We start from the raw sequence: 13306 nt of genomic DNA on the forward strand, positions 1-13306 counted from the left end.
TAGAAAACGACATTCGTCAAGCGAGATCAAACAAAATTTGCCCCCGCGCGGTCACACTCTGACCAGCACAGGTGCCGGCCCGGCGCTGAAAGTGCTGTTCGGCCCACGCTACCCTCTGGACACGGCCGTGCGGTTGCGGGATAGTCGAACGATCCCACCCGCCAGAGCGCTGCCATGTCCCCGTTCACCCACCCTCACCTGACGCGCCGCGATGCGATCCAGGCCGGCGCCGTCGGCCTGCTCGGCCTCGGAATAGCACCGCTCCGTTCGCTCCGCGCGGAACCGAATCCGCGGGCGCGAGCGGTCATTTACGTGTTCCTTTCCGGCGGGCTCGCGCAGCACGAGAGCTTCGACCCGAAGCCGAACGCCCCGGACTCGATCCGCGGCGAGTTCGGCACCACCGCGACAAAGACCCCCGGTCTGCGCGTCACCGAACACCTGCCGAAGCTCGCCGCGTGCTCGGACAAGTGGTGCGTCGTGCGCTCGCTGACGCACAAGTCGAACGACCACTCGCTGGGGCACCACATCATGCTCACCGGCCGCTCGGACGCGCCGGTCGGGTTCAACCCGAGCAAGCCGCAGCCGACCGACCATCCGAGTCTCGCCGCGATCGCGGGCGCGGTCACGCGGGCGCGAAACAACCTGCCGCCCGCCCTCGTGCTGCCGGACCGGATCGTCCACAACACCGGTCGTGTGATCCCGGGGCAGTTCGCGGGCGTCATGGGGCGCGCCCGCGATCCGTGGTTCCTCGAAGCCAGCGCGTTCGAGCCGAAGGCTTACGGCGCGTACCCCGAGTACGAGTTCGACCACCAGCAGCGGCCGTTTCAGCCTGTGCGTAAGGGGTTTACTCTGCCCGACTTGAGCCTTCCGCAGGGGATCGGAACTGAACGGTTCGCGGACCGGCTCGATGTGCTGGCCCACCTCGACAAGCAGCGCAAGACGCTGGCCGAAGCCGCCAGCACGGGCGCGTTCGACCGCTCGCGCGCCGACGCCGTGAGCCTGCTCACCGACGCCCGGGTGCGGGCGGCGTTTGATCTGAAGCGGGCGGACCCGCGGGACGTGGAGCGGTACGGCAACAACGCGTTCGGCTGGTCGTTGCTGATGGCCGCCCGCCTCGTCGAAGCCGGGGTGAACCTCGTTCAGGTGAACCTGGGCAACAACGAGAGCTGGGACACGCACGGGAACGCGTTTCCGCACCTGAAAGACAAACTGCTCCCGCCGACGGACCGGTCGCTGTCCGCGCTGATTGCCGACCTCGATCAGCGCGGGTTGCTCGGTTCGACGCTGGTCGTGGTGGCGGGCGAGTTCGGGCGCACCCCGCGCATCAGCACCTTGACGCAACACTACAAGGGGCCGGGTCGCGACCACTGGGGCGCGGTGCAGTCGGTTCTGCTCGCCGGCGGCGGGGTGAGCGGCGGGCGCGTGGTGGGCTCGTCGGACAAGAACGGCGGCTTCCCGGCGACCGATCCGCAGACGCCGGAAAACTTCGCGGCGACCATTTACAGCGCACTGGGGTTGCCGAAGACGGCGGCGTGGCACGACGCAGAGAACCGCCCGCACCACCTCTACCACGCCGACCCGATGCCCGTGGCGTAACGGCGCGTCAACCCGGCTGGAGGGGCGGCGCTGCTTCGCGGTATAAATCGGGAACGCCCAAGGAGGGAGGACTTACATGTCCGCTGTACTGACTGCCGCGCCTTGTACGCCGACGTTCCTGAACGAGGCGTCGATCGCGAAGTTCTCGACCGAGCGGTACGACCGCATGGTTGGGGCGGGCATTTTTACGCCAGACGACGCTGTCGAGTTGCTTGAAAACTACGTGGTGCTCAAGGTGCCCAAAAACCCTGCACACGACGGCACGGCGCTCCGTATTCGTAAGCGACTCTCGCGTGCATTTTCGACAGGGTGGGACATTCGCGAACAAGGCATGCTGGCACTTTCTGATAGTCGCCCGGAACCGGATTTCGCAGTCGTGCGCGAAGACCCGGCTGACTACACGACGCGGCACCCGACCACGGCCGACACCGCGCTCGTCATTGAGGTCGCGAATATTTCGCTGCTCCGCGACCAGCGCGACAAGGCCCGCATCAACGCCCGGGCGAATGTCGCTTGCTACTGGATCATCAATCTTGAAGACCGCCGGGTCGAGGTCCACACGCAACCGTCCGGCCCGGGCGCCGCTCCGGCTTACGCTTCTGTGCAAAGCTACGCGCCCGGCGACGCGGTTCCGCTCGTTCTCGACGGCACGACGGTCACTTCGATTCTCGTCGCCGATTTGCTGCCGTGATTGTCACGCACCGCATTCCGCCCGTGTGCCGGTTACCGCGCTGCGAACTGAAGGGCAAAGAATACGATCACGCCGATCACACAGACGACCAGAGAGTACAAGCCGATCTGAAGCACCCCGAGCTTTTGGCCGCTGCTCTTCATGTACTGCGTGCGGCACCGGGTGCAGGAAACCAATCCGAAGATCGCTGGCCCGATGAGCCCGCCCCACCACGTGAACGACACCTTTGCGGATCGGCGGTTCCCGCAATTCGGGCACGTTCCCGGGCGCGGTCCGCGGCGGCGCGGGCGGTCGTACTCGTCGTCCTCTTCGCCCGCCGCGCGGTCGAAGCTGAAGTCGTTCGCCGGGCCACTACCTTTGCCACGGCGCGGGCGGTCGTCGTCGTCGCTTCGCGCAACCGGGCGCGCCTTCGGCTTCGGTTTCGGTGCGTTCGGGTCTTTCGCCACAAAGTCCTGATCGCACTTCGGACAAGTGACCCACTCGCCGAGGTCGGCCGTTTCAACCTTGACGTTAGCGTGGCACTCGGAACACGGGACGCGAACGTACTCGGGCGCGCTCATCGGCTCGTTCTCGGGCGTGTTGGTGGTGTCGGCGGTTCCGATACGGTACAGCAAGTTCAAGGGGCGAACAATTCCCCGTTGGGGAGCTGCGCGACATCGCTATTTCGGTTCGCTTTTCGATTGGACGGTGCTGGGCGCATCGCGACGTTGGCCTTTACTACGATTCTCTGCGCCACGCTGACTCGATACCGGTGAGCACATGAGTTACGAAGTGCGGTGCGCGTGTGGCCAGACGCGCGAGGCCAGCGCCGCGAACGCTGGAGCTTCGTTACTGTGCGTGTGTGGGCGCGCGATCGAAGTGCCGCCGTTGCATCAACTCCGGTTGGCCGCCGGGGAAGCTGTTTTGTCTGCGGCGGTGCGCGTTGAAGCGCTGCTGTTGAAAGGGTTGCTACCGGGCACCCGAGAGTGCTCGGTGTGCTTCCGGGAAACTGGTGACGTGGTTCATGTCGCGGTCGAGTGCGAGCGCGGGCGCATGACGACGGCGTCGGGTACGCCGCGGGAGCAGGCGGCAGCAGGTTGTTTGCTCGGAGCTCTGATCGGTGGGTTACCCGGGTTGATCGCTGCTAACCGCATGATGAAACAGACCGAAGTGGAAGGGCCGAAGCAGATCGGCCAAGACGTTGCCTTTACCTTGCCGCTTCCCGTCTGTGTGGACTGTCGCTTCGATCTGGATGAGCGGCAATCGCTCGTGCGCGCGTTGCGTGCAATTCCGGACTACGCGGCGCTACTTGACCGCTACCCCGCCGCGCTGCTTCGGCTGGTGGGCTGATTGCGGAGTTCCCTTGTTCGACTCCACCCGCGTGCTTGCACTTCCCGATACAATAGAACCTGACTCAGCATTCTGACTCTTCGTGCGGGGGAACCTTCAATGGCCACCGATACCACCTTTCGCGGTCACGTTTACGACGACATCACGCAGACGTTCGGGAACACTCCGTGCATCCGCCTTCGGAAGGTAGTGGGTGACGCGAAGGCCACGGTGATCGGCAAACTGGAGAACTTCAACCCGCTGTGGTCGGTGAAGGACCGCATCGGGGTGGCGATGATCGACGCCGCGGAGAAGGCCGGCAAGATCGGACCAAACACGCTCATCGTCGAGCCGACGAGCGGTAACACCGGTATCGGTCTCGCGTTTACGTGCGCTGCGCGGGGCTACAAACTCGCGGTCGCGATGCCCGAAAGCATGTCGCTGGAGCGCCAGCGCCTCTTGAAGGCGCTCGGCGCCACGCTGGTGCTGACCCCGCGCGAGTTGGGCATGAAAGGCGCCGTGTCGAAGGCGATGGAAATGTTCCAGGAAGCGGGTGGGGAGCCGAAGGCGTTCATCCCGCAGCAGTTCAAGAACCCGGCCAACCCCGATGTCCACCGCCGCACCACGGCCGAGGAGATCTGGCGCGCGACCGGCGGAACGATCGACATTTTGGTGTCGGGCGTCGGTACCGGCGGGACGATCACCGGGTGCGGCGAGGTGCTGAAGTCGCGCAAGCCGTCGGTGAAGTGCATCGCCGTGGAGCCGACGCAGAGCCCGGTGCTGACCCAGCACATCGTTCAAGGGGTGCCGAAGGACCAGGTGAAGCCGCTGGGGCCGCACAAGATCCAGGGCATCGGCGCCGGGTTCGTGCCGGATGTGCTGAACACCGCGATCATTGATGAGGTCGTTCAGGTGACGGACGACGAAGCCTTTGAGATGGGGCGCCGGCTGGCGAAGGAAGAAGGGATGCTGTGCGGCATCTCGTGCGGCGCGGCGGCCCACGCGGCGGTCAAAATCGCCCACCGCCCCGAGAACGCCGGGAAGGTGATTGTGGTGGTGCTGCCGGACCTCGGCGAGCGGTACCTCAGCACCGCGCTGTACCCGCAGGACTGACCGGCCCCGTGGGGCGGGGCACAGACCACCGCCCCGCGGTCCTACTTCCGCTGGCTGATGATGAACTGGCAATTCGGCAGCGCTGCTTTGAGTTCTTTCCCTCCCTTTTCGGTTACGTCGGTTTGGTGCAAATCAACGCTGGTTAAGTGCTTAAACGTGGCGAGTGTCTTTGCGCACGCGTCCGTCACCTTCGTGTGCGTCAGATTCAGCCTCCGGAGTTTGGTTAACGGGGCCAAGTTGCGGACGCCGGCGTCCGTTACTGGTGTGTCGCGCAGCGTGAGCCCCGTGAGGTTCGTGAGAGCCGCAATTTCTTTCAGATCCGCGTCAGTGATTTTTGTGAAGGCGAGGTCGAGTCCGGACAACTGCTTGAGGGCAGTAAGCTCTTTCAGCCCCGCGCCGGTGACCTTGGTGTTGGATAAGCCGAGATGGCCGAGCGTGTCGAACCCGGCCAACTGTTTCAGCCCCGCGTCCGTGAGCGGCGTGTCTCCGAGCTCAAGTAACTTGAGGCTCTTGAGACCGGCCAGTTCGCTCAACCCATCACCGGTGATTCGCGTCCCGCTCAGGAACAAGAGCTGCAACTTGGTCAGGGGCGCGAGGTCCTTGAGACCAGAGCCGGTCACCGGCGCGTTTACCAGCATGAGGATTTTGAGCTCCGAGAGCGGGGCGATTTCTTTCAGTCCCGCGTCGGTGACGCTGGTCTCCCGGAGGTCGAGCTGTCTCAGACCTCGCACGCTCACCAGCCCTTTCAAGCCGGTGTCGGTTACGGCTCCGGAGCCGAGCGAGAGTCTTCGAAGTTTCGTCAGGGCCGCCAAGTGCTTGAGACCGCTGCCAGACACCTTCGTGTAATCGAGGACGAGATCCGTCAACTCCGTCAGACCGGCTATTTCCCTCAACCCTTCGTCCGTGACCTGTGTGTACGAGACGTTGAGAAGGGTCAACTTTGTGAACCGGGCCACATCTTTCAGAGCGGTATCAGTTATGCGGGTGTTTGTGAGATTAAGGCTTGTTAAGTCAGACAGCGGCGCGAGTTCTGCGAGCGCGGCATCGGTGAACCCCTTTGCGCCCGACAGATCGACACCCGTGACCGCTTCGTGCGACCGGAAGACCTCTCCGCCGGCCTTCTTGATGAACTGCACGGCCGCGGTCTCGTCGCCCGCGCGGGCCGGCAAACTCGAGACCACCCCCACCCCGAGCAGCAGTAGCCGCAACATGATGATCGCGCCTTCGACGTGTGACGGAGTGGACCGGAGACGGTGATGCTAACGCGCGTGTGCTGCGGAGCAAGCGGCGGCCACCGCTACCCGATACAAATTCGTCAAAATCACTCGTGCCGGAAAGTTAATAATAATGAGATAGCGTTCCACGTGGAACATAGATGGCGGTAAGAGTAAGTTCGGGCTTCCGCACTTCGCGCCGCCGCCGCCCGGCCGCTACAATACATACCAGCCACAACTCACTCGGCGCCGTCGAGCCGCCCGGGGCCGGAACCGCCCCGGGAGTGGAACCGGCGCCACACGGAGATGACCCCGATGCCCAGTCCGTTTCCTGGCATGGACCCGTACCTCGAAACGCCGAAACTCTGGCCCGCGTTCCAGCACCAACTCCTCGCGTGCCTGTACCAAATTCTCCTCCCGGGTCTTGTGGACCGTTACCGCGCCCGCGTCGGCACCCGCACCTACACCTCCGAGATGCCGCTGTTCACTTCCATCATTCGCGAGGAGTTCACGGAGGAGTTCATTGAGATCCGCAACCGCTCCGATGGCAGGTTGGTGACGCTGCTGGAGGTGGTGTGCCCCGCGAACAAAACCACCCCCGCCGGGCGCGCCGCGTACCTCGACGCGCGCCAGCAGGCTCTCGCGCAACGGGCCGGGGTCGTCGAAATCGACATCGTGTTACAGGGAAAGCCGCTGCTCACGTACTCGCGCGACGGCCTGCCCGAGTACGACTACGCGGTCACGGTGACGCGCTCGAACGCCCCGGACCGGTACGAGATTTACACCGCGACGCTCCAGAAGAAGCTGCCGAAGTTCAAGCTCCCGCTCGCGGCCGACGACCGCGACGCGCTGCTCGACTTGCAGGCCGCTTTCGGTCGTGCCTACGACCTTGGGAGCTTTGCCGCCCAGATCGATTACAAGGGGCCGCCGCCGCCCGACGTGCCGCTCACGCCGGCCCACCGCACCTGGACCGAAGACCTCTTCAAACAACTGAAATTGCGGTAGTTTCACACGGAGCAGCAGTCCACGAGAGTAAACTCCCGGCGGGCCGCAAGCACCCACTTCGGTTAGGCGCGAATTCTGCGTGAAGCGATTGATTTCCTTTACTCTGAAAGTGGGGATTATGCGCTTTTCGCCGAAGATCTCTGTTGCCAGGGCAAATTCGGCTTAGAATCATGCGATAACTGAACTCGTGACGCGCGGCCCGTTTTTGGGTGCGGCGGGCGCGAGGTTCGATTGCTCCGCGCGACGGATCGCACACCGGCTCACACGGAGTCGTTAGCCGTGGGTACTTCCGTCTTCCCGCGCTCGGTTGCCGCGCTGTTGCCCCCCATGCGAGACACCGACCCGACCGCCCTGTTGCGCGAACTGCTCGCCAGCGGGGTGATGGCGAACGAGAGCTACGAGGCGCTGGACGCCCCGGATCGGTTCGCGGTCGATCAGGCGCCCTCCGATGATGCCCTGCTCGCGCAACTCGTTCGCACCCGCCTGCTCACCGAGTTCCAGGTTTCGCGCGTGCGCACCGGCCGGCTCCACGGCCTCACCCTCGGCAACTACCGGTTACTCGATCGGATCGGCACCGGCGGTATGGGCGTGGTGTACCGCGCCGAGCACCGCCAGTTGCGCACGGTTGTCGCGGTGAAGGTGCTGCAACCGTCGCCGGAGGTGAACCCGCGGATGCTCGCGCGGTTCTTTCTCGAGGCCCGCGCCGTTGGGCAGCTCAAGCACCCCAACATCGTCGCCGCGATCGACGCCGGGGAGGAGCCGGCCCGCGGCCCGGACGCTCCGGCGCTGCCGTACTTCGTGATGGAGTTTCTCGCGGGGGCGGACCTGGAGCGCGCGGCGGCGGCGGCCCCGCTGTCCGTCGGGTTCGCGTGCCAGATCGCGCACCAGATCGCCGACGCGCTGATCGAAGCGCACCGACTGAAACTCGTCCACCGCGACATCAAGCCGTCCAACGTGCTGGTCACGCCAGACGGGCAGGCGAAGCTGCTCGACTTCGGGCTCGCGCGGCTGCCCGGGGAGGAGCGCATCACCCGCACCGGAGCCCAGCTCGGCACGGTCGGGTACATGGCCCCCGAACAGGCCCGCAACGCGCACGACGTGGACGCCCGGGCCGACATCTTCGGGCTCGGCTGCACGCTCTACTTCGCGCTCACCAGCCAACCCCCGTTTTCGAGCGTGATGGCCGCGTTCGGCCCGACGCCCAGCGCCCGGGCTTTGCGGCCCGAGGTTCCCGCCGGGCTCGACGCGGTGATGAGCCGGATGATGGCCGCGGAGCCCGCGCAGCGGTACCCTACGGCCGAGGCCGCGATGCGGGCGCTGCTCGCATTTCTCCCGGCGAGCGCGGTCGCTTTGCCCGCTCGTGCGGAGGGGCCGCTCACTTTACCGCCCGGCGGGGTGCGGGCGTCTGCGGATAGTGGCCCGTGCGCGACCACGCACACCTCACCAGGGCGCGTCCTCATTGTTGACGATCAGACGGACATTCGCCGCCTCTGCCGGGTCGCGCTCGGGGCCGAGGGGCTACAGTGCGAGGAGGTCGGTAACGGCCCGGACGCGGTCGCGCTGGCGTGCCAGAACGCCTACGACTTGGTGCTGCTGGACGTGGACCTGCCCGGGTTCAGCGGCGAAGAGGTGTTGCGCCGGTTGCGCCAGCGCCAGCCCACCCGGCATCTGAAGGTGGTGATGTTCTCCGGGGCCGCCAGCGGCGACGAGCTGTCGCGCATCATGCTGGCCGGCGCCGACGACTTCCTCACCAAGCCGTTCAGCGTGGTGCAGCTCCGCGCACGGGTCAAGGCCGCCCTGCGGCTGAAGGACGCGCAGGACCGCGCGGACGTGCTGAACCGCGAGCTGCTCACCGTCAACGCCGAACTGGAACAGGCCCTCGAGGCCCGCGACGGCGAGCTGCTCCGCGCCCGCAACGGGCTGGTGCTCGCGCTCGCGAAACTGGTCGAGCACCGGTCCGCGGAAACCGGCCGGCACTTGCAGCGGCTCCAGCGGTACTGCCGCGCCCTCGCGGAGGCCGCCGCGGCGGTGCCCGTGTACGCGTCCCAGATCGACGCGAACTTCATCCGGGTGCTCGAGGACGCGGCCCCGCTGCACGACATCGGCAAGGCCGCGCTGCCGGACCACATCTTGAACAAGCCCGGCCGGCTGGACTCCGACGAGCGGCTGCTGATGCAGGCGCACACCACCATCGGGGCGGACACGCTCCGCGAGGTGGCCCGGCAGCACCCGTTCGCGACCGGGTTCTTGCACGTGGCGATCGACATCGCGCGGGGGCACCACGAGCGCTGGGACGGCGAAGGGTACCCGGACCGGCTGTCGGGCGAGGGCATCCCGCTGGTCGCCCGGCTGGTGGCGTTCGCGGACGTGTACGACGCGCTGCGGAGCCGCCGGGTCTACAAGCCCGGGCTGTCCCACCACACCGCGGTGTTCACCATCACCGAACAGTCGGCCGGCCAGTTCGACCCCGGGTTGCGCGAGGTGTTTCTTCAGGTGGCGCCTCAGTTCGATCGCATCTTCCGCGAGCTGGGAGACTGAGGCCGCGGTCCCACCCCGGAAGCTCATCCGAATTTCACACCGGCCCCGCCGTTTCATCACCGGCGGGGCGTAGTAATCACCTCACTTCGTACTCGTCGTTCGTCGCTTTCCTCCCGCCCGCGCCAGGAGCGCCTCATGACCCGGCCTCGCTTGGGCCGATCGGCGTTTACGCTGATCGAGCTGTTGGTCGTGATCGCGATCATCGCGATCCTGATCGGGCTGTTGTTGCCCGCGGTTCAGAAGGTGCGCGAGGCCGCCGCCCGGATGAGCTGCCAGAACAACATGAAGCAGCTCGGGCTGGCGGCGATGAACTACGAGAGCAGTTACGGCAAGATCCCGCCGAGCTTGGTCGTTGAGATCGGGGCCGCGCCGGGGACGGCGGGCAACCCGGGCTACCCGTACCCGGGGATCGTCCACTCGTGGGCACCGAACTTACTGCCGTACATCGAGCAGGAGAACCTGTTCAAACAGTACGACATGCGGTTCCCGTGGTTCTCGAACGGGGCCGGTGGCACGCCCAACAACTTGGCACCGCTCCAGAACCAGATCAAGACGTTCCTGTGCCCGTCTACCCCGGGCGGCAGCGGCCGCACGGTGTCCGGCAGTTTCAAGTTCGTGGCCAACTTCCCGTATCAGAACCTCGGGGTCACCGACTACGCCACGAACAGTTCGATCAACCCCGGCTCGATCACCTTCTTCGGGTACCCGTCGGGTACCGCGCAGACGGCCCTGTTCAGCGCGATGCAGCCGCAGTTCCGCGGCGCCGGCATCACCTCGGCGCTCGGCGTCCCGCTGTCCGAGCCGAACGCGATCACCGCGATCACCGACGGCACCAGCAACACGATCCTGCTGTGCGAGAGCGCCGGCCGCCCGGACTTCTACGTCGGCGGGTCGAAGGTGACCGGAGCGCTCAACGACGGCGGCTGGGGGCACCACGAGAACGATTACGGCCTGGACGGTGCGGTGAGCAAGACGGACCGGACGAGCCCCGGGAACTGCGTCATCAACTGCCACAACGACAACGAGACGTACAGCTTTCACAGCGGTGGCGCGAACCACGTGTTCGCGGACGGCAGCGTCCGGTTCGTCCGCGACTCGATCAGCCCGCAGACCTACGCGGCGCTGATCACCGCCCGCGGCGGCTCGATGACCACGGCCGAAACGAGCCCCGGCACCGACTGACCCCGCGCGGCCCGTGGCCCGCCCCGAGCCCTGACCTTCTCGACACGGAACGACGACATGACAGTCCGTATCGGCTTGTTCGCGGCGTGCGCGCTGGCCCTCGGCGGGTGCTCGGGCGACGGCAAACCGGCGGCCACCCCCGCGGGCGGGAAGGTGGTGTTCAACAAGACCACCCCGCCGGTCGGGGCGCTGGTGGTGTTCCACCCGACCGACCCGGCGTTCGAGAAGCGGATCGGCGGGAAGCCGTTCGCCAAGGTCAAGGACGACGGCACCTTCGCGCTGACCACCTACACCGAGGGGGACGGTGCCCCGGACGGCGAGTACGGGGTGACCATCGACTGGCGCCCGCCCGCGAAGGAGACCAAGTTCTCGCTCGGCGACGGCGGCGCGACCGGCCCGGCCAAGCTGAACGCCCGGTACAGCAACCCGCAGCAGCCGTTCACGAAGCTGAAGGTCAAGAAGGGCGAGCCGAACCAGTTCACCTTCGACGTGGACTGAGCGCGCCGCCGGGGCCGCGGGTGCGTCCCGCCCGCCCCGTCTCAAGAGGCGTTGCACCCCGGGGCGCGCGACGTAAGATGGGACAATCGCGCAGTCGCGCTGTCGCCCCCTTACTTGCCCGCCCCCGCGGGAAAGGCACACCCTGATGGCCAAGCGCCCCGACTCGTCCGACCTGAACCCGGCCTGGAAGCTCCACGACGCGTTCGAGACCTACGGGGTCAAGAACTGGGGCAAGGGCTACTTCGGCATCAACAAGCAGGGTCACGTCACCGTCCACCCCGACAAGAACACCGACCGCGCGATCGACCTCAAGGACCTCGTCGACCAGATCCGCACCCGCGGCATCGAGCCGCCCCTGCTCCTGCGGTTCACGGACATCCTCCAGCACCGGATCGGCGAGATCGCGAGCGCGTTCGAGAAGTCCCGCAAGGAGTACGGGTACACCGGCGAGTACCACTGCGTGTACCCGATCAAGGTGAACCAGCAGCGGCACGTGGTCGAGGAGGTGCTGAGCTTCGGGAAGGACTACAACTTCGGCCTCGAAGCCGGCAGCAAGCCCGAACTGCTCGCGGTGCTCGCGCTGACCAACGGCGTGGACACGCCGATCATCTGCAACGGGTTCAAGGACGACGAGTTCATCAAGATGGTGGTGATGGCCCGGAAGATCGGGAAGAACATCATCCCCGTCGTCGAGAAGTTCACCGAGCTGGAGCTGATCGTCAAGTACATGGAGGAAATGGGCGTCCGCCAGCCCATCGGCGTGCGGGTGAAGCTCGCGTCGCGCGGCAGCGGCCGGTGGCGCGGGTCGGCGGGGTACCGGTCGAAGTTCGGGCTCACGCTCACCGAGGTGCTCGAGGCCTACGAGTTCCTCAAGAGCAAGGGCCTCGGCGACTGCCTCCAGATGACCCACTTCCACATGGGCTCGCAGGTGTCCGACATCCGCAAGGTGAAGGACGCGCTGTCCGAGGCCGCGCGCATCTACATCGAACTGTACCGGCTGGGCGCGGGGCTCAAGTACATCGACGTCGGCGGCGGGCTGGGCATCGACTACGACGGCTCGCAGACCGCGTTCGAGAGCAGCATGAACTACACGCTGCAAGAGTACGCGAACGACGTGGTGTACCGGATCAAGTCGGTGTGCGACGAGGCCGGGGTGCCGCACCCCGCGATCATCTCCGAGAGCGGCCGGGCGCTGGTCGCGTACCACTCGGTGCTCGTGTTCGACGTGCTCGGCACCAGCGACTTCGACAAGTGCACCGCCCCGGACACGCTCCCGGACGACGCGCCCGAGCCGATCCGCGACCTGTTCAGCAACTACAAGGAGCTGAACAAGAAGAACTTCATCGAGTTCTACCACGACGCCGTGGACCAGATGGAGAAGACGCTCTCGCTGTTCAACCTGGGCCACCTCACCATCGAGCTGCGGGCGCTGGCGGAGCGGCTGTTCTGGGCGTTCGGGCGGAAGCTCCAGCGGATCGTCCGCGACCTGGACTACGTCCCGGAGGAGCTGAACGGCCTCGACAACATGCTCTCGGACACCTACTTCTGCAACTTCTCGGTGTTCCAGAGCATGCCCGACTCGTGGGCCATCAAGCAGCTCTTCCCGATTATGCCGATCCACCGGCTCACCGAGCCGCCGACCCGGCGCGGCGTGCTGGGCGACATCACCTGCGACTCCGACGGCAAGGTGGACCAGTTCATCGACCTGCGCGACGTGCGGAACACGCTCGAGCTGCACCCGCACAACGCCAACGAGCCGTACTACCTGGGGGCGTTCCTCCTGGGCGCGTACCAGGAGATCCTGGGCGACCTCCACAACCTCCTCGGCGACACGCACGCGGTTCACGTCTCGATGGAGACGGACGGCACCGCGTCGATCGACTCGGTGGTGAAGGGCGACACGGTGACGGAGGTGCTGAACTACGTTCAGTACAGCGCCGAGAAGCTCACCGACCGGATGCGCAAGGACGTGGAGAAGGCCGTGAAGCGCGGGCGGATCACGGCGTCGGAGGCGCGGCAGTTCCTGCGGTTCTACGAGAACGGGCTGGAGGGCTACACGTACCTCGAAGAGCCCAGCGCGTAGGGGCCGGTGCCGGTGCTTGCCCCGGGACCGTTGCGGCGTATTGTGGCCGGGAAGGTCCTCCGAACGCCCGGGGTTCGC

At 66.1% G+C, this 13306-nt stretch carries 11 protein-coding genes; 9 read left to right on the top strand and 2 right to left on the bottom strand.

The genetic code is table 11. From position 1 onward, the window contains the following. Positions 1–174 precede the first annotated feature (174 nt). A complete protein-coding gene (locus R5W23_RS09750) occupies positions 175–1596 on the top strand; it encodes a DUF1501 domain-containing protein (RefSeq protein ID WP_320686160.1) in 1422 nt (473 codons plus the stop codon). Between the two features lie 76 nt (positions 1597–1672). Beyond that, positions 1673–2287 (top strand): Uma2 family endonuclease, encoded by a 615-nt coding sequence (locus R5W23_RS09755; RefSeq protein ID WP_320686161.1) that lies wholly within the window; start codon positions 1673–1675, stop codon positions 2285–2287. 32 nt (positions 2288–2319) lie between these two features. Here R5W23_RS09755 and R5W23_RS09760 read toward each other — a convergent pair whose 3' ends face one another. Beyond that, positions 2320–2907 carry a hypothetical protein gene (locus R5W23_RS09760; RefSeq protein WP_320686162.1) on the bottom strand — a complete coding sequence of 196 codons (588 nt, stop codon included), beginning with the start codon at positions 2905–2907 and terminating at the stop codon, positions 2320–2322. A gap of 139 nt (positions 2908–3046) precedes the next feature. Here R5W23_RS09760 and R5W23_RS09765 point away from each other — a divergent pair, with 139 nt between their 5' ends. After that, a complete protein-coding gene (locus tag R5W23_RS09765) occupies positions 3047–3616 on the top strand; it encodes a hypothetical protein (protein WP_320686163.1) in 570 nt (189 codons plus the stop codon). A 99-nt stretch (positions 3617–3715) separates the two neighbouring features. Further along, on the top strand, positions 3716–4708 hold the full coding sequence (gene cysK, locus R5W23_RS09770) for a cysteine synthase A (RefSeq protein ID WP_010040788.1): 993 nt from the start codon (positions 3716–3718) through the stop codon (positions 4706–4708). A gap of 41 nt (positions 4709–4749) precedes the next feature. Here cysK and R5W23_RS09775 read toward each other — a convergent pair whose 3' ends face one another. Next, on the bottom strand, positions 4750–5844 hold the full coding sequence (locus R5W23_RS09775; RefSeq protein WP_320686164.1) for a leucine-rich repeat domain-containing protein: 1095 nt from the start codon (positions 5842–5844) through the stop codon (positions 4750–4752). A gap of 393 nt (positions 5845–6237) precedes the next feature. Between R5W23_RS09775 and R5W23_RS09780 the strand changes: the two genes are divergently transcribed. The 5 genes from R5W23_RS09780 to speA all read left to right on the top strand — a co-directional run bounded on the left by R5W23_RS09780 (position 6238) and on the right by speA (position 13228). Further along, the gene (locus R5W23_RS09780) at positions 6238–6927 is read left to right on the top strand and encodes a DUF4058 family protein (RefSeq protein WP_320686165.1); all 690 of its coding nucleotides are present in this window, start codon (positions 6238–6240) and stop codon (positions 6925–6927) included. A 279-nt stretch (positions 6928–7206) separates the two neighbouring features. Beyond that, a complete protein-coding gene (locus R5W23_RS09785) occupies positions 7207–9465 on the top strand; it encodes a protein kinase domain-containing protein (RefSeq protein ID WP_320686166.1) in 2259 nt (752 codons plus the stop codon). Positions 9466–9600: 135 nt separating this feature from the next. Next, positions 9601–10647, top strand: a complete 1047-nt coding sequence (locus R5W23_RS09790; RefSeq protein ID WP_261189599.1) for a DUF1559 domain-containing protein — start codon at positions 9601–9603, stop codon at positions 10645–10647. Between the two features lie 57 nt (positions 10648–10704). Next, positions 10705–11145 carry a hypothetical protein gene (locus tag R5W23_RS09795; protein ID WP_320686167.1) on the top strand — a complete coding sequence of 147 codons (441 nt, stop codon included), beginning with the start codon at positions 10705–10707 and terminating at the stop codon, positions 11143–11145. Positions 11146–11290: 145 nt separating this feature from the next. After that, a complete protein-coding gene (gene speA / locus R5W23_RS09800; protein ID WP_320686168.1) occupies positions 11291–13228 on the top strand; it encodes a biosynthetic arginine decarboxylase in 1938 nt (645 codons plus the stop codon). Positions 13229–13306 lie beyond the last annotated feature (78 nt).

The organism is Gemmata algarum (assembly GCF_034097035.1).
GTDB classification, from domain to species: Bacteria; Planctomycetota; Planctomycetia; order Gemmatales; family Gemmataceae; genus Gemmata; species Gemmata algarum.